Source organism: Nonomuraea sp. PA05, from assembly GCF_008086045.1.
Classification (GTDB): domain Bacteria; phylum Actinomycetota; class Actinomycetes; order Streptosporangiales; family Streptosporangiaceae; genus Nonomuraea; species Nonomuraea monospora.
In genome coordinates this window covers 14494-35249 of record NZ_VSEY01000074.1, presented here as the reverse complement: position 1 = coordinate 35249, position 20756 = coordinate 14494, and the positions used below count along the sequence as shown (strand labels likewise).

The window sequence follows — 20756 nt, the reverse complement described above, 5'->3', positions numbered from 1 at the left end:
GCAGCAGCGCGAGGAGGCCGAGACCGCGGCCGAGGTGGCGCCGGCCGCTGACGTCGCCTCAACGAGCTCCGTGCGTGAGCGAGGCGTGCGGGATGACCATGGGCGTGGCCGTACGCGGGTCCGGCATGACGTCGCAGGCCAGGCCGAACACCTCGCCGACCAGCTCGGGCGTCAGCACCTGCGGCGGTGGCCCCTGGTCGACCACCCGGCCGTCCTTCATCACGATCAGGTGCGAGGCGAAGCGGGCGGCCTGGTTGAGGTCGTGCAGCACGGCGACGATCGTCTTGCCCTCGCGGTGCAGCTCGCGGCAGAGCTCCAGCAGGTCGTACTGGTGGGCGATGTCGAGGAAGGTCGTCGGCTCGTCCAGCAGCAGCAGGTCGGTCTGCTGGGCGAGCACCATCGCGATCCAGGCGCGCTGGCGCTGGCCGCCGGACAGCTCGCCCGCCTGCGCCTCGGCCAGGTCGTGCAGCCCGGTGCGCTCCAGGGCGAAGCCGATCGCGGTGTCGTCGTCCGGCGACCACTGGCGCAGCAGCGTGTGATGCGGGAAGCGGCCGCGCCGCACCAGGCCGCGTACGGTGATGCCGTCCGGCGCGACCGGGTTCTGCGGCAGCAGGGCGACGTGCCTGGCGGCCTGCCTGCCCCGGTAGGACCAGATGTCGCGGCCGTGCAGCAGCACCTGGCCCCGCTCCGGTTTCATGATCCGGGCCAGCGTCTTGATCAGCGTGGACTTGCCGCACCCGTTCGGGCCGATGATCATGGTCAGTTCGCCCTGCGGGATGTCGAGGCTGACGTCGCGCACGACCGGGTCGCCGCCGTAGGAAACGGTCACGTCCCGTACTGCCAGGCCGGTCATGCTCATAGCGTGCCCTTCTTCCATTCGCGGATCAGCAGGTAGCCGAGGTAGAGGCCGCCCAGGCCCAGCGTGTAGATGCCGACGGGCAGGCTGACCGGCAGCGGGAGCTGCTGGGCGGCCAGGTCGGCCAGCACCAGCAGCAGCGCGCCCGTCAGCGCCGAGAGCAGCAGGTGCGGGCCGGTCCCGCGGGTCAGGCGGCGGGCGATCTGCGGCGCGGTCAGGGCGATGAACGCGATCGGCCCGGCGACCGCGACGGCCCCCGCCGACAGCAGGATCGACAGCGCCACGGCCGCCGTCCTGGTGCGGCCGGGCTCGGCGCCGAGCATGCCGGCCGTCTCGTCGCCCATCTCGGCCAGGCCGAGCCGGCCGGCGATCGCCGCCGCGAACGGGGCCACGACCAGCAGGACGATCCAGATGGTGGCGGCGTGCTCCCAGGAGCGGGCCGACAGGCTGCCGTTGACGTACGCGGTCAGCACGGTGGCCTTGTCGCGCTCGACGGCGTACACGACGTACTGGATGAAGGCCACCGCGATCGCCGAGACGCCGATGCCCGCCACGATGAGACGGCCGGGGTTGCGGAAGCCGGTGCCGGTGGAGAGGTAGACCAGCGCGATGGCCAGCACCGCGCCGGCCAGCGCGCCGAGCGGGACCGGCACCACGCCGGGCAGCAGCAGCGCGACGGCCGCCGCGCCCGCGCCCGCCCCAGCGGCCAGGCCGATCACGTCGGGGCTGCCCAGCGGGTTGCGGGTGACGGTCTGGAACAGCGCCCCCGACAGGCCCAGCGCCGTGCCGGCACCGAGGCCGACGACCAGGCGGGGGCCGCGCAGGCGTCCCAGCACGAAGGCGGCCTTGCCGCCCGCGCCCCCGGTCAGGGCGTCCGGAAGGTCGGCGAGCGGGATGCCGAGGCGGCCGAGTGAGAGCGTGGCCGCGCAGGCGGCGAGCACGAGCGTGAGCAGGACGAGGCCGGTGACGACGGAGACGCGCGAGACGGGCACGGCCATCGCCCGTCCCAGCACCAGGAACCCCTTGGGCCTGCTCACGTCCCGCTCCTCATTCTGCGTACGGCGACCAGCAGCGCCGGCGCGCCGATGAACGCCGTCACGATCCCGACCATCAGCTCCTGCGGGCGCAGCACCAGTCGGCCCGCCACGTCGGCGAGCAGCAGCAGCGCCGGCCCCAGGACGGCCGACAGGACGATCTGGGCCCGGACGTCCGCGCCCACGACGGCTTTGACGATGTGCGGCACGGCCAGGCCGATGAAGGCGATGGGGCCGACGGCCGCGGTCGCCGCCGCGCTGAGCAGGGTGGCCGCGACCAGCCCGAGCGCGCGGGTGAGGCCGGGGCTGGCGCCGAGCGCGGAGGCGGACTCGTCGCCGAGCGCGAGCGTGTTGAGCGCGGGCGCCAGCAGCAGCGCCATGACCAGGCCGAGCCCGGCCGCCGGCAGCACCGACAGCAGCACGTCGAAGTCCCGCCCGCCGAGCGCGCCGACCACCCAGTAGCGGTAGCTGTCGAAGACCTTCGGCATGCCCAGGGTCACGGCCTGCACGTACGCGGTCAGCACCGCGGACACGACCGCGCCCGCCAGCACGAGCCTGACCAGCCCGGCGCCGGACCCGGCCGAGCCGATCACGTGCACGAGGACGCCGGCCAGCAGCGCGCCGGGCAGCGCCCACCACACGGTGTTCCACTGGCCGGACACGCCCAGGAAGGCCGTGGCGCTGACGACCCCGGCCGAGGCTCCTGAGGTGATGCCGAGCAGGCCGGGGTCGGCCAGCGGGTTGCGGGTGACGCCCTGCATGATGGTGCCCGCGACGGCCAGGCCGAGCCCGGCCAGCAGGCCGAGCGCGGTACGCGGGTAGCGGCTCTCCACCACCGCCGCGATGTCGGCGTCAGCGGTGCCGCGCAGCACGTCCACCGCGTCGCCCACGGAGGTCGGCAGGCTGCCGAAGGTGATGCTGGCCAGCATCGCCAGCGCCAGCACGGCCAGCGCGGCGATCAGGAACCACACCAGCCGGGAGGCGCGGGCGCGAGGGGCGCCCGCGCCTCCCGGCGCGGTGCGTACGACGGTGGGGGTCACGGTCAGCGGTCGAGCTTCGCGACCGCCTCGTCGATGAGCGGCAGGTAGCGCTCGATCACCCACGGCACGGTCAGCGGGTTGATGATCGAGGACGCGGTGACGAAAGGCTGGTCGTCGCTCGCCACCACCGAGCCGCGCTTGATCGCGGGGATGCCCGCGTACAGCTTCTGGGCCTCGACCTCCTTGCGGGTCTTCGCGTCGCTGTAGAACGTGAAGATCAGGTCGCTCTTGGCCAGCTTCTGCCCGTTCTCCAGGCCGATCACGGCGGAGTCGGTGCCCTCGGTCTCCTTGAACGTGTCGACGACCGGGTCCACGGTCAGGCCGAGCGAGGAGACCATCTTGACCCGCTGCTCCTCCGGCTTGAACACGCCGAGGGTGCCGGGGCCGGTGGTGTAGATGTAGGAGAAGGTCACGTCCTTGTACTGCGGCCGGGTCGCGGCGGCGTCGGCGAGCTGCTTCTCGATGCCGGTGATCAGCGTCGCGGCCTGCTCGGGCTTGCCCAGCGCCTTGGCGATGATCTCGATCTGCTGGTCCCAGTTCGTGCTCCACGCCAGGTCCGGGTAGGCGACAGTGGGCGCGATGTCGGACAGGATCTTGAACTGGTCGGCCGTGATGCCCGACCACGGGGCCAGGATCACGTCGGGCTCGAGTTCGACGATGGCCTCGATGTCGATCTCCTCGCCGCCGGTGAACTGCTTGGGCAGCGTGCCGCCGGCCTTGGTGACCGCCTCGTGGATCCACGGCAGGTAGCCGGTCTTGTCGCTGCCCCACGCGTAGCTCTCGATGCCGACGGGCGTCTGGCCGAGCGCGATCGCGGTCTCCGCGGAGCCCTGGCCCAGGGTGACGATCCGCTCCGGCTGCTTGGTGATCGTCGCCTTGCCGAGGGCGCTGTCGATCGTCACCGGAAAGGCGCCGGCCGGGCTGCCGCTCGCCGTGGGGGCGGCGGAGGCCGCGGGCTCGGCGGGCTTGGGGTCGGACGTGCCGCAACCGGTGAGGACCAGCAAGGCGGAGGCGGCGACGGCCGAGAGGGCGCGGCGGCGGGTGAACCTGAACGGCATGGATGTTCCCTGTACGTTGTCACACTTGGGGGCCCGCGCGGGCGTACCACTACCGTCAGGTTGCGGGTGCCGCACAGGCCACAACCTGAACTCGAAGCACTTAGGCAAGGCTAACCTACAGTACTTTCGGATCAAGTCCAGCTTGAGTGGGACAAATAGCCCTCGGGTCGGGAGCCCCGCCGTGTGAAAAGACTCACCCGCCGGAACGGACCAGCCCGTCCAGCGGGACCGCGGGATCGGCCAGCGCGCCCCGGTCCACCCGGGAGCCGACGAGGGCCTTGAGCTGGTCGCCCTGGTCCCAGATGTTGACGTTCATCGCCGCGGCCACCGTGTCGTCGTCCCGCAGCCAGAAGGCGAGAAACTCACGCCCAGCCACATCGCCACGGATGACGACATCATGGGAAACGCCGGGCGGGACGTGGCCGAGGTACTCCATGCCCAGGTCGTACTGGTCGGTGTAGAAGTAGGGCAGCTCGTCGTAGACGGCTTCCCGGCCGAGCATGACGCGGGCGGCGACGGCGGGCTGGTTGAGCGCGTTGGCCCAGTGCTCGACGCGGACGTGCCTGCCCAGGCGGGGGTGGTAGGCGTTGGCGACGTCGCCGGCGGCGAAGATGTCGGGGTCGCTGGTGCGCAGGTCGGCGGTGGTCTTGACGCCGTTGTCGATCGTCAGGCCCGCGGAGGCGGCCAGCTCGGTGTCGGGGACGGCGCCGATGCCGGCCACCACGGCGTCCGCGTCGATGTGGGTGCCGTCGGCCAGGCGTACGCCGGTCTCGGTGATCTCGGCGAGGCGGGCGCCGAGTCGCAGGTCGACCCCGTGGTCGCGGTGCAGGGCCGCGAAGACGGCGCCGATCTCGGGGCCGAGGGCGCCGAGCAGCGGCTGCCGCTCCTGCTCGATCACGGTGACTTCGACGCCGGCGGCGCGGGCCGCGGCGGCGGTCTCCAGGCCGATCCAGCCCGCGCCGATGACGGCGATGCGGCCGGCGGCGGACAGTGCGGCGGATCGGGGAGCGGACAGCGTGGTGCGCAAGCGGTCGCAGTCGTCCACGGTACGCAGGTACAGCACGTTGCCGCGGTCGTGGCCGGGGACGGTCAGGCGGCGCGGGGTGGCGCCGGTGGCCAGCAGCAGCTTGTCGTAGCGGAGGTACCCGCCGTCGGAGAGCGTCACCTGGTGCGCGGCGGGGTCGAGGCCGGTGACCGTCACTCCGGTGCGCAGGTCCACGGCGTGGTCGCGGTACCAGTCCGCGTCGTGCACGAAGATTTTCTGCCGTTCGTCGCCGCCCTGTAGATAGCCCTTCGACAGCGGAGGCCGCTCGTAGGGCAGGTGCGGCTCGCGTCCCACGAGGACGATCGCGCCGTCGAACCCCTCCGCGCGCAGGCCCTCGGCGGTCTTGGCCGCGGCCAATCCGCCTCCAGCGATCACAAAAGTGGCCGGCATCATCGATCTCCTGTCTGTTCGTTCGGCCAACGCGTCAAGGTGAGAAGGCTGGACGTACCCGCCTCAGTGGACCCCGGACAGCGCGAAGAACTCCTGCCGGGAGCGGGCGTCCTCGCGCAGCCGCCCCTGCATGGCGGAGGTGACCGTGCGGGACCCGCGCACGCGTACGCCGCGCATCGACATGCACAGGTGCTCGGCCTCGATCACCACACCGACCCCCTTGGGCGCCAGATGCTGCTGCAACCAGTCGGCCACCTGCTTGGTCAGCCGCTCCTGCACCTGAAGGTCGCGGGCGAACAGCTCGACGACACGGGCCAGCTTCGACAGCCCCAGGATGCGGTCGCCGGGCAGGTAGCCCACGTGCGCCACGCCCTGGAACGGCAACAGGTGGTGCTCGCACAGCGACTGCACCGGGATGTCGCGGGCGAGCACGAGCTCGTCGTACCCCTCCTCGTTGGGGAAGCTCGTCAGGTTGAACTCGCGCGGCGCGAGCAGCTCGGCGTACGCGTGCGCGACCCGCCTGGGCGTGTCGGCCAGGTGCTCGGACTCCGCGTCCCGGCCCAGCGCGGTCAGCAGGTCGGCCACCGCCCGCTGCGCGGCCTCGACGTCCACGCCGCCGCCGCGAACCACCCGCAGGCGCCGCTGCTGCTGGTCGGGAGCGGCGGACGGAGCCGCGACGGTCTCGCTCATGCCGCCCGCCCGCGATCGTCGGATGCGTCCCGCATCACGTCACCCCTTCTTCTATCAACGAGTTTCGTTAACATTAGAAGGTGACCGGCAATTTAGTCAACAGGAGTGGGTTTTAGAATGGGCGAAGTCAACGGCGCATGGCCGGCCCGCATCTCCGCCATCGCGGCGCTCGACGAGCCGACCCGGCGCCGCCTGTACGAGTTCGTGGTGCGGCAACCCGCCCCGGTGAGCCGCGACCAGGCCGCGGACGCCGTGCAGACGCCGCGCAACACCGTCTCCTTCCACCTCGACAAACTGGTGGCCGAGGGGCTGCTCGAAGCCGTCTACCAGCGCCGCACCGGCCGCACCGGCCCCGGCGCCGGCCGTCCCGCCAAGCTCTACCGCCGCGCGCCCGGGCAGATCGCGGTCTCCCTGCCGGACCGGCACTACGAGATGGCCGCCCACCTGCTCGCCGACGCCCTCCAGGAGGCCCAGACCTCGGGCGAACCGCCGCGCGACGTGCTCGAGCGCCGCGCCCGCGAGCTGGGCCGCGACCTCGGCCGCGACGCTTCCGAACGCGGCACCCCTGCCGCGGTCGTGCAGGCCCTGGAGTCCCTCGGCTTCGAGCCGCGCGCGAACGGCGACACCATCGCCCTGGTCAACTGCCCCTTCCACGACCTGGCCCGGCGGCACACCGCGATGGTCTGCGGCATGAACCTGTGCCTCCTGACCGGCCTGCTCGAAGGGCTGGCCGCGACGGACGTCACCGCACGCCTGGAACCCGCCCCCGGGCACTGCTGCGTCCGCCTCCACCCGAGCGGCTGAACCCGCTCACCGCACGCGACGTTCAACCGGCGGCGGGGGCCGGCGGGTGGAGATCATGGCGGAAATCCCCACTAAGCTCACCAACGCCCGTGTCATTGCAGCCCATCCCCAGCCGGCTTTACCGCAGCGGCGCGCGCAGCACTGTTCGATGCAAGACGGAGGCGTGACGTGTCGACACCGTTGTGGCCGGAAGAACTTGTCAGTACCGGCACCGAACGCGAGGTTCTGGAGGCGTTCCTCGACTGCCAGCGCCGGCAGATCAAGGCAAAGATCGCCGGGGTCTCCGAAGCGGACGCGCGACGACGGATCGTGCCGTCCATGACGACCCTGGCAGGGCTGATCAAGCATCTGACCGCAGTGGAAAGGAACTGGTTCCAACGTCAGCTTGCGCAGCGCGACCCGGCCGACATCCCCGGCAACTCCCGCGGAGATGATCAGAGCTGGGAATTGAGCCCCGACGACACCCTCGCCGGCCTCATCGCGGAGTACGACACGGTGTGTGAGGAGAATCGGCGTATCGCAGCCGGCTTCACACCCGACGACGCGGTGCCGTCAGAGAGGCTCGGTGAGGTGTCGCTGAGGTGGATCTACGCCCACATGATTGAGGAGACCGCCCAGCACGCCGGACATGCTGACATTCTGCGTGAACTCATCGACGGTGCCACCGGCCTGTGAACGCGGCCTGTCCGCGCATTCGCTCAGCTCACTCAACTCAAGAACTCTCACACGTCAGGCATTCAGCGATCTTCGCACTGCGGCCTCCACCAGCTCACGGATCTCCCGCTCGGTGAAGAGGTCGGGCAGTGGTAGCCGTTCCACGATGAGCCGGTTCAGCGCGAGGTAGAGGAGCGCCACCGAGGTCGAGTCGCCAGGCAGCCCCGAGGCGGCGTGGTAGCCGATGTTGGCGTCGATGTCCTCCCGGATGCGCCTGGTCAGCACCGCCCGCAGCTCAGGGCGGCGAGTGGACTCCAGCCGAAGCTCGAGCAGGGCCAGGTAGCCGGAGTTGAAGGCGCAGACCCGATCTACCAGTTCGTGCATGAGCTCGGCGTAGCGAGTCCGGTCCTGCACGCCTTCCTGGTTGCGGGCGATCGCGGCCTCGTCGGGCGGCAGCCGCTCATAGATGCGTCCACCGACTTGGGTGAACAGGTCGTCGCGGTTGGCGAAGTAGTTGGAGGCCGTGCCCGAGGGCACGGCCGCCTCCGCATCCACGGCCCGGAAGGTCAGCCCGCGCGCTCCTTCCCTGGCCAGCACCTCGATGGCCGCGTCGATCAGCGCCTGCCGTCGTTCGGGATTTCTCCGCAACTTGACACCACTCCGTTTGTAGTACTACGTTTTGACCACTCCAAACAGAGTACTACGTCAGGAGTTATCAGATGCGAAAGCTTGTCTACTACATCGGCGTCTCGCTCGACGGCTACATCGCCGGCCCCAACGCCGAGGTCGACTTCTACCCCGTGTCGAACCAGATGGCCGCCTGGGTCAACCAGCGCTTCCCCGAGACCGTCCCCACCCACATCCAGAAGCTCGTCGGCCTTGAGGGCGTGCCCAACCAGGTCTTCGACACCCTGGTGATGGGCCGCGGCACCTACGAGGCCGCGGGCGCCTCCATCACCAGCCCGTACTCCCATCTGCGCCAGTACGTCGTCTCCAGCAAGCTGACGGCCGACGACCCCACGGTCACGGTGGAGACGGGCGATCCGATCGAGCTCGCCCGGCGGCTGAAGGCCGAGGACACCGGCATGGACATCTACCTCTGCGGCGGCGGCAAGCTCGCCGCTGCCCTGCTCCCGGAGATCGACGAGATCATCCTCAAGAGCTATCCCGTGGTGGCGGGAACGGGCGTCCCCGTGTTCTCCGGACACTTCCGCCCCACCCTGTTCACCCCCACCCGGCGCGAGTCCTTCGACAACGGCGCCCAGATCACCTGGCTCACCAAGGCCTAGAAACCCCCGAGGGAACACGCATGCACATCAAACTCCCCACCGCGATCACCCAGGCCAAGGCCGAGCACCAAACCCGCTTGCCGCACCGGCACGACCATCCGGCGCGCGACCTCAAGCCCACCGGACAGGCCAACCTCTCCCGTCGCCCGACCGCCGCCCCTCGCCGCGGCGGGTACTGAGCGAGGCGGCGCTCCATCCGCCGTGGCGATCCGCTGGAGGAACTCAGCCTCCGAGGGCCGAAACGGCGATGGACCCGGCGCATGGCCCCCGGCTGCGCCGCGACTGCTGGACCACCCTCTACCAGGCATCGACTGACACCGGGCGGCTCGGCAGTCCAGCTTCTCCACCCGATGCCTGGTCTCGATCTTGATCGCCCGGCCGTGACTTCGACCTGCGAACTGTCCGGCCTCTTCACCCCCTTCGACACAGCAGAAAGACACCATGACCCCTGCCCTCAAGATCGCCGGCCTCGCGAAGACGTTCGGCGAGAAGATCGCCGTCGACCACGTCGATCTCACCGTCCCCCAGGGATCGTTCTACGGCCTGGTCGGGCCGAACGGAGCGGGCAAGACGACCGCTCTGTCCATGGCCGTCGGGCTGCTCAGACCGGACGCGGGACGCGCGCTGGTCCACGGCATCGACGTGTGGAAGGAGCCGCTGCTGGCGCGCCGCCTGATGGGAGTCCTGCCGGACGGGCTGGCCATGCCGGAGCGGCTCACCGGCCGCGAGCTCCTCACCTACCTCGGACAGCTGCACGACCTGAGCGCCGGGGAGGCCGCCCGGCGGGCGGAGGAACTGCTCGCCGTCATGGAGCTCGACGGCTCAGCCGAACGCACGCTGGTGGTGGACTACTCCACCGGGATGCGCAAGAAGATCGGCCTGGCGACCGCGCTGCTGCACGCCCCCAGAGTCCTGGTGCTCGACGAACCCCTGGAGGCCGTCGACCCGGTCTCCGCCGCCACCATCAAGAGGATTCTCAAGAGGTTCGTGGGCCATGGCGGCTCGGTGCTGCTGTCCAGCCATGTCATGGCGCTCGTCGAGGAGCTCTGCGACACCGTCGCCGTGATGGCCCGGGGACGCGTGGTCGCAGAGGGCCCCCTGGATGAGATTCGCGGCGGCCGTACGTTGGAGGAGACCTTCGTCGACCTGGTCGGCGTCACGGTCGGCGGCGGGGAGGGGCTGTCGTGGTTGGCGTCCTGATCCGGATGAAGCTGGCCGTGCTGCGGCACAGCACGACCGACGCCCAGAGGGCACTCAACGGCCTGGGCTACAGCGCCGGCATCTGCCTCGCCGTCGTCACCCTGGTGCTGGCCTTCCTTGACTTCTCCCACCCGCGGCTGCTGATGGACCTGCTCGCGGTGACGTTCGCGCTGTGGGCGCTGGGCTGGATGGCCGGCCCGATCTTCGCCGGCGAACCGCCGCTCAACGGGGAGCACTTCCACCGCCAGCCCGTGGCGCGTCGCACGCTGGCCATGGGCCTGCTCGCCGCCGCCCTGGTCGCCGGCACCACCGCCATCACGCTGCTGGCGTTCTGCGCGCTGATCGTCTTCGCCGCCCGGCTGAGCTGGGTGGCCGTCGTGGTGGCGGTCCCCGGGGCAGTGCTGCTACTGCTCCTGGTGGTGCTGCTGTCCCGGGTGGTCACGCTGCTGTTCCGCCTGCTGGCCAAGTCCCGGCTCGGCGGGGTCGTCACCGCGACCGTCACCGCCGCGATGGTCTCGCTGTCCTCCTTCTCCTGGATCCTCGTCATCGGGGTCTCTCTGCTGCTGGAGTACGGTTTCCCGCCCGCCTTCTCCACGGTGGTGCGCTCGCTGCCGTCCAGTTGGAGCCTGATCGCCGTCGAGGCGGCCGGCCGCGGCGACTGGCTGTGGACGGTGGGACCGCTGCTGGCCCTGGCCGTGGTCGTGGCCGCGTTGTTCCTGGCCTGGAGCGCCCTGCTCGGGCCGAAGCGGATCGCCCGCCCGGTGGTCCGCGGCTCCTCCGCGCGGCGGGGCCCCTTGATCCGAGCCCTGTTCCGGGGCGACCTGGGGGCCATCTACCTCAAGGAACTGCGTACCTGGTGGCGCGACCCGATACGCACCCAGAACATCGTGATGGGCCCCGCCTTCTCGATCATCACCGCGCTGTTCCCGCTGATCTTCGGCTTCACCGCCGCCTTCCCGTTCGTCGGCGCGGCCGCCGCCTTGATGGCCGCCGCGACCTGCGCCAACTCCTACGGCCAGGACGGCACGGCGCTCTGGCTGACCCTGACGGTGCCGGGCAAGGAGAAGGCCGACGTCCGTGCCCGGCAGCTGGCGTGGCTGACCGTCTTCGGGCCGCTGACGCTGGCGCTGACGCTCGCCGGCTGCCTGCTGCACGGCGATGCCGCCCTGGTGCCGTGGGCGCTGGCCGCCACCCTCGCCGCGCTCGGCGGCGGCTCGGGCCTGCTGGCCTGGGTCTCCGTCGTCGCCCTGGTGCCCGGTCCGGACCCGCACAAGAGCAAGAACTCGCCGATGGACCACGGTGACGTCACCGGCCAGTCCTTCCTGATGGTCTTCCTGGTCGCCCTCGCGTTGTGCCCCGCGCTCGGGGCCGCCTGGGCGGGCCACGCCCTGGACCTGCCCGCCTTGCTGTGGGCGAGCGTCCCGGTCGGGCTGCTCACCGGGGTGCTCTGTCATGTACTGTTCGGCTCGGCGGCGGCCAGGGCACTGCGGGACAAGGGACCCGAACTGCTGCACCTGATGCGATCGGGCAAACCGGACGCCCCCGCCGGGAAGACTGAAGAGTCCCCGTTCGCGACGATGCCGGGCAGACGTCAGACCCTCATGTGGTCCGCCATGGCCGTGGGCGTCCTCGGACTGTTCCCGCAGGGCCTGGCCCCCTTGGGCATCAAGCTCAGCGGCTCGCAGAGCAAGGTCTGGTTCCTCGCCCTGCACGTACCAGAGCCGTGGCAGTGGCCGGTGATCGCCGTCATGGTCGCGATCGGACTCGCCGGCTTCTGGGCCGCCTACCAGGTGTACCAGGCCGAGAAGAGGCGACTCCAGGCCGGATCCGTACCTTCGCCTTCGCAGAACACCGCAGGCGCCTCAGGACGAACAGGCAGCCCCGAACATCCATGACGAGGACCATGTCGTGCTCCGCCAGCAGGACGGCGAGCGTTCCGGGCCGAACTCACGCCCCAGAGATCGGCCGCTTGTCGTTGACCTGTGGGGAGGCTGACCGCCCAAGACAACCATCGCAGCTCTTGCCGGCGGGGTGGTGGAAGGACGTGCCGGTCGCCGGGATCAACGCGGCACGCGCGTACACCACCGACCGGCCCACGCCGGTCCTGCTCCGGCGAACCGATCCGAGCCGACACCCACGCCGCTCATGGTGACCAACCAACACCGCAGGTTCGACGAGTTCGCCGTGGCCGTCCGCCGCAAGCGCGCATGGGCGTCCTTCGTTCACGGGCATGCCGGATGGGGGCTGCCGGATCGGGGTGTGAGATATGGAACGGGATCCGGCGTTAGCGGGGTTCTCCCAGGTCAGCGAACCCCTGCCGTGGCGTGCTTCCAACCGTCGTTAACGCCGGAGTCCGTTCGATCTCACAGCGCAACTTTGATCTACGTCGTGTCACGGTAGGTGACGTTCGGTAACAGATGTGTCGCTTTGATGACGCTGCAAGCCTCGCCGGAAACCTACCAGCATCATGATCGCGGTGGAACTGCAGCTCTAAGTCGACCTACAGTTGAGTGCAGGAATGGGCGGGGTACGGCTTGGACCCTTGGCCTCGTCTGGTCAGCGTCGGTGTCGCTGGGCAGCGGGGTCGTGCTCGGCGGTGACGCGGGCACTTGTTTCCTCGCCCAGGCGGACGTAGCGGCCGAGGCTGCCCAGGTCCTGGTGGCGACTTTTGCCTGGAGTTCGGGGGCGGTGCGGCCGGGGGCGGCCAGGTGGGTCAGAGCGCTGTGCCGGAGCTGGTGCAAGGTCCAGCCGTCGCCGTGCGGGTCGAGCTCGGCGGAGGTGTTCTTGAACAGGTACTCGGCGCGCGGGTAGGACAGGCGGCCTCGCCCGGTGACCGGGCATGTGTCACGCGTGGGAACGTAGGCAGGCGCCCGGCGGTCGGTGAGGAACACGGGCCCGCGCGTGCGGCCTTGGAGCAGCCGGGGCAGGAGCTGGGCGGTGCCCGATTGCCAGTGCACCCATTCGATGGTGCCGCCCTACGCCGACAGCCGCCACCGGCGGGACCGGAGCCGACAGGCGCACGCAAGGTCAGCGCGCGGCTATGAGGTCGGCCTCGACGGCCACCTCGGGCACGCCGGTGTTGGTGACGATCATCAGCTCGCTGTGATCTCGCCGTTCCCGCTGCCACTGGCCGCCGGCCAGCGGCATCGGCGCCACGTTGGGGGTCGGTCCCGTGGTCCAGTCGAGCGTGCCGGCGATGGTGTCCAGCCGGGTACGGCCGATGGTCGTGGCCACCGAGCGGCGGCAGGTGGGATCGTCGGCGGTGGCCAGGGCGTGGGCGGCCACCTCCACCAGCGCGTGGGCCAGGCCCAGCGGCTGCAGCCATCGGTTGCCGGTGCGCTGTTCGTAGGCGTCGGCGAGTTGCGCGGGCGTCGTGCCGTCCAGGCTGGAGCGGTAGGGGTGGCGCGGAGACCAGTAGACCAAGGTGGCCACGCCCGCGTGGGCGAGCACGCTGTCCTCGGCCGTGCAGGGGTAGGCCAGCCAGCGTGAGGAGGTGATCAGGCCAGGCCGTAGCCTCTGCTCGATGGCCTGCCGGCAGAAGAGGGTGAGGTCGGCCTCTGTGGCGGCGCTGGTGACGACCTCGATGTCCTGGTCCAGGAAAGGGCGGATGTGTCCGGTGAAACTGTCGGCGGGCTCGTGATAGCCGCCGGGGTCGGTGACGATGTGGCCTCGTGCTCGCGCGCGGGGCAGGAAGCCGTAGCTGGGATGACGCAGCAGGCGCCCCTGCAGGTCGTCGTTCCACAAGCAGCCCACGCGCGGTTGCGGCCTGTAGCGCTGCCACAGCTCGGTGAAGACGTCGGCGATGTCGTCCAGGCCCCAGGCGAAGTGGTGGGTCCAGAGGAAGGGCCGCGAGGGGTCGCCGCCGCGCCCGTACACGAAGCCCTGCCAGGGGAACGTCGTGGACAGGCACGGCAGGCCGAGCTCCTCACACGCGTCGGCCACCGCGGGCAGCACCTGGCTGCCCGCCATGGTCACCACGATCTGAGCCTTGTCCAGCTGGGCGAGATCCCGCACCGCCTGGCGGGCGGTGACCGGATCGGAGCGGCTGTCGCGCCAGGCGAGCCGGAGGGGATGGCGGCGCCCGGCGTTGACCACGTGACGCAGGGAGGGCCGCACGAACTCCATGGCGAAGGAGAGCGGATCCCCCAGCCGCGCCAGCCTGCCGGTACGCGGAACGACCGCTCCCACGCACAGCTCCCCGTTCTGCCCGGCTGCCAACCCGCCCATCATGCACTCAGAGTATCTAGGTCATTCCACTGTGTATTCAATGGGGTGGGGTGATAGCGGATGCGGGGCGCGCTGCGCGCGGGGCCCATTAAGAGCTATTTGTGGATAACCCGCGACCGCATCAGCGGTCAGTGCTCCGGCCGGCAACGCGGCGGCGAGTCCGGCGACGACGTGCTCGCCGTCCATGTGCCGGTGCAGCAGCAGGACCTCCAGCAGGGTGCGGGCGCAGCCCTTGGGCGCGGAGGAACTGCGCGGTGATGTCCTGGAAGCTGAGCAGGTCGCCGAGGGATTCCTCGCGGGCGAGGTCGTCGCCGCCGGTGTCGCGGATGACCAGGGCCGGCCGGATGACGTGCCGGAGTCGCGCAGGGGCCTGGCGCTGGTGAATCCGTTCTTGTGCGCCACAGGTCAGAGCTCCGGGTCGCCCCAAGAGCGAATCACCACTTCATCGCCAATGGTGACCTTTCCCGGGCAGATGACGGAGAACTTGGCACCGAACGCGACGCCGTCTTGTGCTGCTCTCCGATAGCCGGCCAGGGTGCGTAGTGGTTCAGGGCCTGCCTTGGTGCCGCTGAGTTGATCGACCATCGTGACGGCGCACCGGATGGCGAGTTTGGTGTAACCCAATTCGGCGCTGCCCAGTGTGAGATGGCGCATCCGATCCTCCAGGTGGGGCATCTCCCACCCGTCGATCACGATGTTCGGCCGGAACCTGGACATGGGCAGGGGCGGCCCGGGGGTGCTCCGGTGGCACTCGCACCAGCCTGCTGGGCACGCCCAGCACATCTGACAACCAATCGGCAGCGTTCTCTCCTTGATCGATTCCCATGTAACGCGTGCCGAACAGGTTCACCTCCCGGCGGGTCGAGCGCTGATCGACATCCAGGCGCAAGATGTCGGCGCCGGGAGCGCGCAGGATGAGCCAGTCGCCGTCACCGTCGATGGCGGGATGGATGACCGCCAGCCGGGGATCCCGTCTTTGACTACGGAACACCCCGTCCGTGTCGATCACCATGAAGCTGCGGTCATGCGCAAGACCCGCCCTGGTCACCATCGCCTCATCCAGTGAGACTCCAGCACAACCCTTGACCGGATAGGTGATCAGCCTGCTGATATTTGTTGTTGCCGGTCTCGATGGTGTTCCCATGCGGGAAAACTTTAGGATCATCGATCTGCCGTCAACCACACAAATCGGTTCAATATGACAATAATCGGTCATATTCCGCCGACCGCCCCGTCCTGTCCCCTGACCACGACCATGAGTGAAATGGTGCCACCCTGGAGGTGGTGGTCATGAGCCGGAGACCATCGTCCGGGAATACGAAGCGTCGCGGCGGCATCGAGGGACAGCGGAAACGCGCGGCGACCAGCAGAACCCCCTTGGCGGGGCTGTGTGCGACTCCCGCACGTTATCCGGTACATCGAGCCGCTCGATGGCCGAGGCACGATGGGTATTGGGGTTGGTGGTGCGCGAGGTGGCCAGGAAGGCGTCGGCGGCCGCGGCGAGCGTGACGTGCCCGCCGCGAAGAGCGGTGATCTTCGGCGTGGCACCCATGTCGGCCCGCCGCACGACGTCTGCGGTAGCAGCTCATCACGGGCAAGACTCGGCACAAGAACCCCCGCACCGCCCTGCGCTACGTCAAACCCGGCGCTGAGGCCATCGCCAAGATCCCCGAGTCCTGGCGCTCCGCCGCCGTACCCACTGACCCTTGTTAGAAAGGTCGGATGCCGCTGGTGACGGCTCAACATCGCCAAGACCACGACTGCGCCTGTGCGCTGCGATCCCTCGGCAGTGGCGTCAGCCTGCCGCTGGGGAAGTACACCCGGACGGGGCAACCGGCTGACGCTCCCCGCGATTCAAGCTCCGGCCACACCTCGCCTTGACCGGCACCTCAAGACGAACGATCGACCGACACCGGGTGCCGGTTGACGGAATACGTCCCGACCTGGCAAGATCCCGATCCGTTAATCATCCAGAGGACTTGAGGGACCTGGCCCTGCGACGGTCCGGCAACCTCCCCGGCGAAAGCCGGGAAAGGTGCCAATGCCAGGAACGATGAGGAGTCTCGATGAGCACGCGGTTTGATGTTCCTTCGTTGACCGGTGATCTGGTGCGGCTGGAGCCGCTGGCGATGCGGCACGTGACGGACCTGGCGGAGGCCGCCGAGGAGGATCGCTCGTCCTACGGCTTCACCCTGGTGCCCAGCGCGTACGGGATGAAGGACTATGTGGCGGCGCAGCTCACGCGCGAGGGAGCTACCCCGTTCGGGCAGGTCCGGGTCGCCGACGGCAGGACGGTGGGTTGTACCGCGCTGTGGGATCCCCGCACCTGGCCGGACCGCCCGGGTGTACGGGCGATCGAGATCGGTTTCACCTGGCTCGCCGCCTCGGCGCAGGGCACCGGGATCAACGCCGAGGCCAAGCTGCTGCTGATGACGTATGCGTTCGAGACGCTCGGCGTCGCCCGCGTCGACCTGAAGACCGACGCCCGCAACCTGCGGTGCCGTCACGCGCTCCAGCGGCTCGGCATCCCGTTCGAGGGCGTCCTGCGCTCCTGGTCCATGTCTTGGGCGCCCGGCGAGGAAGGGCGGCTCCGCGATTCGGCCATGTTCGCCGTGACCACCGCCGAATGGCCGACGGTGCGAGCGGTGTTGCGCGCCCGTCTCAGCGCCGCCGGCTGCCGGTAAGCGATCATGCGGTCCTCCCTTGAACACTGGGGCAACGTGGGGCGCGAGCTGCGAGCGAGCCCGGGCGTGCACCGGCCGTCGACCTTCTCCGCCTTCCTCGCCTCCACCATGGACGACACCCGGGACCAGGTCGTCGTGGACGCGGGATGCGGGGCCGGCCTGGTTACTCTCGCCGCCCTGACCGCCGGAGCCCGGCACGTGATCGCTCAGGACCAGGATGGGGCCGCACTCGCCGACACCGCCCGCAACGTCGTCAAGCTCCTCGGTCACGAGGCTCGCGAGCGGCTCACCCTCTGGGAGGCCGACTGGCGTCTGCTCGCCCCGATGAACGCGCAGCTGCTGGCCGTCAATCCGCCGCAACGTCCCGCCGCGCTGCTGCCCGACGTCCCGCCGGATCAGCGTCATCTACACAACGGCGGCGGCCTGGACGGCCTGGACGCCATTCGGCTGATCCTCGCTCACTCCAGCGCCGGAAGGGTACGGACCACCGCGGCGGCCGTTCTCGATTCAACCGCGTTGCGCGACCCGAGCTGGACCGAGCCCCACCTCCTCGCCCACCTCGACTTGCTCTTCGACCCGGCCTGGCGCAGCGTCCTGCCCAGCCTGCGTGGACGCGTCAACATATGGGAGTTCACCCGGACGCGTCTGCCCTCCGGGCATCTGGTGGCCCCCTGACCTTCCGGACGGCTTTCTGACGATCGCTTCACAAGCGGCCACCAGGACATCGACGCGGTCAAGCGGTGTGGCCGGAGTGGTCATCTTGGGTTTTTGAGAGTTCAGGCTGCTCAGCGGCTAATGCTGCGTCAATGGCGAACAGGCTTCGCAGCGTTCGACGTCCCCGCCGGACGCCTCCGCCCAGCCCTCCAACGCACCCGCGAGGACCGATGACGCCCCTTGCCACCGTCGGCCGGCCAGGGCGTAGTGCTCGGCGTAGGAGCCGTTCAGGAGGTGGGCCGTCGCCGGGAACAGCGGCGACGGCAGGTCGTTTGTGGCGAACCACCGCCACGACCGGAACACGTGCGGCTCCGTCACCGAGGGCTGTGCCGCTCCGCGCCGCATGGTCACGGCCGCCGTCACTCGCACCACGCCGACGTGGTGGTCCAGGGCGACGGCGGTGACGCGGGGCGGGCTCGCGTCGCCGATGCCGGTCTCCTCGCGCAGTTCCCGCGTGGCGGCCGCCTCGAAGCTCTCATCCGGCTCCACCGCTCCGCCGGGCAGGCACCACGACGGCGGCTCGCCGGCCTTCACTCGTTCACCCAGCAGGATCCGCCCATCCCACCCGGTGAGGATCACTCCCACACCGATCATCCGTCCACTGATCGCCATGAAGCTCATGGTAGGCGTGGGGATGTCAGGGCCGAGCCTGACCACCCCTCCGGCCGCCCATTTGGCCGAGGACGCCCCCGAAGCGCCGAACGATGTTCACGCTCGGCGGTGCGGCCGCCCTTCGTCCGGTCATTCGTTCACCGGCTTGCCTGCTGAGGCGCACATGTGACCTACGATTCCGGCTGTCCCGGCTTCCGGCCGGACATCGTGGTGTTCATGCCAGCCGACGGTGGTCGGACAGGAGGTCGGTGATGATGCGCCGGCACTCGGCAGCCGTCTTCTGATCGGATACGGATGCGGAGCCGAGGGTCCAGGTCAGCACGAGCAGGGACTTCCACAACAGCCATCCCCGGGCCCGCGCCCACATGCCGCGGTCGCCCCCGAACGCCGCGCGGAAGGCATCCCGGGCCTCGCCGGTGAACATCCCCCAGGCGATCACCAGGTCACAGGCCGGGTCCCCGACCCCGCAGGTGCCGAAGTCGATCACGGCGGTGAGCCTGCCATCGGCGACCAGCATGTTTCCCTCGGCCAGGTCGCCGTGGAACCACACCGGGGTCCCCGTCCAGTCCGAGTCGAGGGCCGCCTGCCACACCTCGGCGGCCGCCCCGGTGTCGAGGTGGTCCTCCAGCGCGATCAGGCACCGGCGGGTCTCCGCGTCGTAGTGGGCCAGCGGGGCGCCGCGGTGGAAGCTGTGCGCGCCCCCCGGTGGTCCGCCGGTCGCCTCGCATCGCTGCAACGCCAGGAGGAACTCCGCCACCTGTACGGCGAACGCCGGCATGTCGTCGATGCGCGACGGATGGGCGGTCTCGCCCTCCAGCCAGCCGCGCACCGACCAGGGGTAGGGGTAGCCCTCGCCGGGCTCGCCGGTGGCCAGGATCGGCGGGACGGCGACCGGCAGGTGCGGCGCCAGCCGCGGTAACCACCGGCTCTCCTTCTCCACCGCGGGCACGTAGCCCTCGGCCGTCGGCAGGCGGACCGTCATGCTCGTCCCCAGCCGGTAGGTCCGGTTGTCGTGGCCGTCCACGGGTACCGGGGCGATCGGCAGGTCCTCCCATTGGGGAAACTGGGCCGCGATCAGCTGGCGTACCAGGTCCGCGGTGATACCTGCGCGCCCATCGGGAGGAGCGGAGACGACAGGCGCATTCGCTTGCTGCATGGAGATTCCGTTCTTGGTTCCGAAACGCGTCCGTCAGAAGGCAGGGAAGGCCCAGCCCGAGGGGTGGAAGGGCTCGCGCTCGCCGCGGAAGGCGAGCGAGGCGGCGCGGACGGCCCCGGGGCGCAGTTCCTCGACCCGGCCCACGGCCGCCAGGGACGCCAGGGTGGTGCCGCCCAGGTAGGCCGCGCCCAGTTCGGTGGAGGTCAGCCGCAGGTCGGGCCGGGCCTGGGTGCGTTCGCAGGTGACGGAGTCGCCGTCGGCCCGCAGGCGGTGGCGTCCGGCGTTCCACGGGCAGAAGGTGTCCTGCACCTCCAGGACCAGATCCAGGGGAGCTGAGTAGCGGCGGGCCGCCAGCGCTCGGCCGAGGTCGACCAGGCGTACCCAGAGGTTGTCGAGCACGGTGGTGCGGGCCGCGCGCGGGTCGGTCAGCAGGTGCTTGAGCGGTTCGTCGACGGCGCCGTCGTAGGCGAGTTCGGCGTGGGCGTCGAGGTCGATGAGGTAGCGCCACAGGGCGGCGTACGACTGCCTGGTGGTGGCCGCGACCTCGATGACCTGCACCAGCCGCGGCATGGAGCGGTAGAGGGCGTAGCCGGTGACCTCGCCGCCGGGCTCTGTGTGGACGGCGAAGCGCAGTGCCGTCCCGCCGTCGCGCACGCGCTCACCGTCGGCCAGCCTGGCCTCCCAGAACTTGTCGGTACGGTCGACCCAGCCGACCCCGCTGCGTCGGGCGGTGTCGTAGACCTTCTCCAGCAGCGGCCGGGCCTCCTCGCGGCCGAGCAGGCGGATCGTGCCGTCGCCGAGATCGGTGCCGGGCCGCAGGACCATGAACCTCTTGTCCGCCTGGATCTCGGCGACGTGGCTGGCGACGCCGTACCCGAAGCGGCTGTAGATCGTGGCCTCGGCGGCGTTGAGCGCGGCGATCGGCTCGCCGCCTGACTCGTACAGGTCGGTGAGCTGCTTGCGCATCATCGCGGTGAGGATGCCGCGGCGCCGGTGGGTGGGCAGGACCGCGACGAGTGTGATGCCGGCGACGGGGACGGCCGCGCCGGGGATCGTCATGACGCGGCCGTAGATCGAGGCGCCGCCGACGATGCCGGCGCCGTCGTAGGCGGCGAGCGTGCGTCCGGGCTCGATGGAGACGGCGGCGTTTCTCAGACCGCCCTCATGCCACTCCTGTCCGTAGGTCGTGGTGATCATGTGAACCCACGCGTCGAGTTCGTCGGCGCGGATGGTCCGCAGGGGGTGGGTCGCTGTCATGCTTCGAGACTGGCCGGGTAAACAGGGCGCGCACATCGGGTGATCT

General features: G+C 70.2%; 20 protein-coding genes, 1 pseudogene and 1 riboswitch. Of the genes and pseudogenes, 8 read left to right on the top strand and 13 right to left on the bottom strand.

Going from position 1 to position 20756, the window contains the following annotated elements; genetic code table 11:
• Positions 1-58 precede the first annotated feature (58 nt).
• The 6 genes from FXF51_RS57590 to folE form a co-directional block, all read right to left on the bottom strand.
• Positions 59-859, bottom strand: a complete 801-nt coding sequence (locus FXF51_RS57590; RefSeq protein WP_222871958.1) for an ABC transporter ATP-binding protein — start codon at positions 857-859, stop codon at positions 59-61.
• The gene (locus tag FXF51_RS57585; protein ID WP_148443363.1) at positions 856-1854 is read right to left on the bottom strand and encodes a FecCD family ABC transporter permease; all 999 of its coding nucleotides are present in this window, start codon (positions 1852-1854) and stop codon (positions 856-858) included. The genes FXF51_RS57590 and FXF51_RS57585 overlap by 4 nt, the downstream gene beginning before the upstream one ends.
• A gap of 35 nt (positions 1855-1889) precedes the next feature.
• Positions 1890-2930 (bottom strand): FecCD family ABC transporter permease, encoded by a 1041-nt coding sequence (locus FXF51_RS57580; protein ID WP_262380582.1) that lies wholly within the window; start codon positions 2928-2930, stop codon positions 1890-1892.
• Positions 2931-2932: 2 nt separating this feature from the next.
• A complete protein-coding gene (locus FXF51_RS57575; RefSeq protein ID WP_148443350.1) occupies positions 2933-3988 on the bottom strand; it encodes an iron-siderophore ABC transporter substrate-binding protein in 1056 nt (351 codons plus the stop codon).
• Between the two features lie 193 nt (positions 3989-4181).
• Positions 4182-5423, bottom strand: coding sequence for an NAD(P)/FAD-dependent oxidoreductase (locus FXF51_RS57570; protein WP_262380581.1), 1242 nt, complete (start codon positions 5421-5423; stop codon positions 4182-4184).
• Positions 5424-5486: 63 nt separating this feature from the next.
• A complete protein-coding gene (gene folE / locus FXF51_RS57565) occupies positions 5487-6113 on the bottom strand; it encodes a GTP cyclohydrolase I FolE (RefSeq protein ID WP_148443349.1) in 627 nt (208 codons plus the stop codon).
• 117 nt (positions 6114-6230) lie between these two features.
• Here folE and FXF51_RS57560 point away from each other — a divergent pair, with 117 nt between their 5' ends.
• Both FXF51_RS57560 and FXF51_RS57555 read left to right on the top strand, forming a co-directional pair.
• A complete protein-coding gene (locus tag FXF51_RS57560) occupies positions 6231-6917 on the top strand; it encodes a helix-turn-helix transcriptional regulator (RefSeq protein WP_148443348.1) in 687 nt (228 codons plus the stop codon).
• A gap of 168 nt (positions 6918-7085) precedes the next feature.
• Complete coding sequence (locus tag FXF51_RS57555; protein WP_148443347.1) at positions 7086-7592, top strand: DinB family protein; 507 nt, start codon at positions 7086-7088, stop codon at positions 7590-7592.
• Positions 7593-7646: 54 nt separating this feature from the next.
• Here the strand turns inward: FXF51_RS57555 and FXF51_RS57550 are convergent, their stop codons facing one another.
• Positions 7647-8219, bottom strand: a complete 573-nt coding sequence (locus FXF51_RS57550; protein WP_148443346.1) for a TetR/AcrR family transcriptional regulator — start codon at positions 8217-8219, stop codon at positions 7647-7649.
• A 71-nt stretch (positions 8220-8290) separates the two neighbouring features.
• Here FXF51_RS57550 and FXF51_RS57545 point away from each other — a divergent pair, with 71 nt between their 5' ends.
• The 4 genes from FXF51_RS57545 to FXF51_RS57535 all read left to right on the top strand — a co-directional run bounded on the left by FXF51_RS57545 (position 8291) and on the right by FXF51_RS57535 (position 11955).
• A complete protein-coding gene (locus tag FXF51_RS57545) occupies positions 8291-8860 on the top strand; it encodes a dihydrofolate reductase family protein (protein ID WP_148443345.1) in 570 nt (189 codons plus the stop codon).
• A gap of 20 nt (positions 8861-8880) precedes the next feature.
• Positions 8881-9039: a hypothetical protein gene (locus tag FXF51_RS61615; RefSeq protein WP_187415154.1), complete on the top strand. Its 159-nt coding sequence runs from the start codon at positions 8881-8883 to the stop codon at positions 9037-9039.
• A gap of 262 nt (positions 9040-9301) precedes the next feature.
• Complete coding sequence (locus FXF51_RS57540) at positions 9302-10060, top strand: ABC transporter ATP-binding protein (RefSeq protein WP_148443344.1); 759 nt, start codon at positions 9302-9304, stop codon at positions 10058-10060.
• Positions 10045-11955, top strand: a complete 1911-nt coding sequence (locus tag FXF51_RS57535; protein WP_148443343.1) for a hypothetical protein — start codon at positions 10045-10047, stop codon at positions 11953-11955. Before FXF51_RS57540 ends, FXF51_RS57535 begins: the two co-directional genes overlap by 16 nt.
• A 1132-nt stretch (positions 11956-13087) precedes the next feature.
• Here FXF51_RS57535 and FXF51_RS57525 read toward each other — a convergent pair.
• From FXF51_RS57525 to FXF51_RS63615, 3 genes and pseudogenes are all read right to left on the bottom strand, one after another.
• On the bottom strand, positions 13088-14290 hold the full coding sequence (locus FXF51_RS57525) for an ABC transporter substrate-binding protein (protein WP_222871957.1): 1203 nt from the start codon (positions 14288-14290) through the stop codon (positions 13088-13090).
• A 402-nt stretch (positions 14291-14692) separates the two neighbouring features.
• On the bottom strand, positions 14693-14962 hold the full coding sequence (locus FXF51_RS63620; RefSeq protein ID WP_316247683.1) for an MOSC domain-containing protein: 270 nt from the start codon (positions 14960-14962) through the stop codon (positions 14693-14695).
• A 154-nt stretch (positions 14963-15116) separates the two neighbouring features.
• Positions 15117-15431, bottom strand: a pseudogene (locus FXF51_RS63615) (MOSC N-terminal beta barrel domain-containing protein); the annotation flags it as partial.
• A gap of 819 nt (positions 15432-16250) precedes the next feature.
• A riboswitch (SAM riboswitch) is annotated at positions 16251-16347 on the top strand.
• 6 nt (positions 16348-16353) lie between these two features.
• On the opposite strand from FXF51_RS63615, the gene FXF51_RS57505 reads away from it, so the two are divergent.
• Positions 16354-16971, top strand: coding sequence for a GNAT family N-acetyltransferase (locus FXF51_RS57505; RefSeq protein WP_148443341.1), 618 nt, complete (start codon positions 16354-16356; stop codon positions 16969-16971).
• 6 nt (positions 16972-16977) lie between these two features.
• Positions 16978-17646, top strand: coding sequence for a 50S ribosomal protein L11 methyltransferase (locus FXF51_RS57500; RefSeq protein ID WP_148443340.1), 669 nt, complete (start codon positions 16978-16980; stop codon positions 17644-17646).
• Between the two features lie 117 nt (positions 17647-17763).
• Here FXF51_RS57500 and FXF51_RS57495 read toward each other — a convergent pair whose 3' ends face one another.
• The 3 genes from FXF51_RS57495 to FXF51_RS57485 form a co-directional block, all read right to left on the bottom strand.
• Positions 17764-18297, bottom strand: a complete 534-nt coding sequence (locus FXF51_RS57495) for a nucleotide triphosphate diphosphatase NUDT15 (RefSeq protein WP_187415153.1) — start codon at positions 18295-18297, stop codon at positions 17764-17766.
• 214 nt (positions 18298-18511) lie between these two features.
• The gene (locus tag FXF51_RS57490; RefSeq protein WP_148443338.1) at positions 18512-19453 is read right to left on the bottom strand and encodes an aminoglycoside phosphotransferase family protein; all 942 of its coding nucleotides are present in this window, start codon (positions 19451-19453) and stop codon (positions 18512-18514) included.
• A gap of 33 nt (positions 19454-19486) precedes the next feature.
• Positions 19487-20710, bottom strand: a complete 1224-nt coding sequence (locus FXF51_RS57485; RefSeq protein WP_148443337.1) for a GNAT family N-acetyltransferase — start codon at positions 20708-20710, stop codon at positions 19487-19489.
• Positions 20711-20756 lie beyond the last annotated feature (46 nt).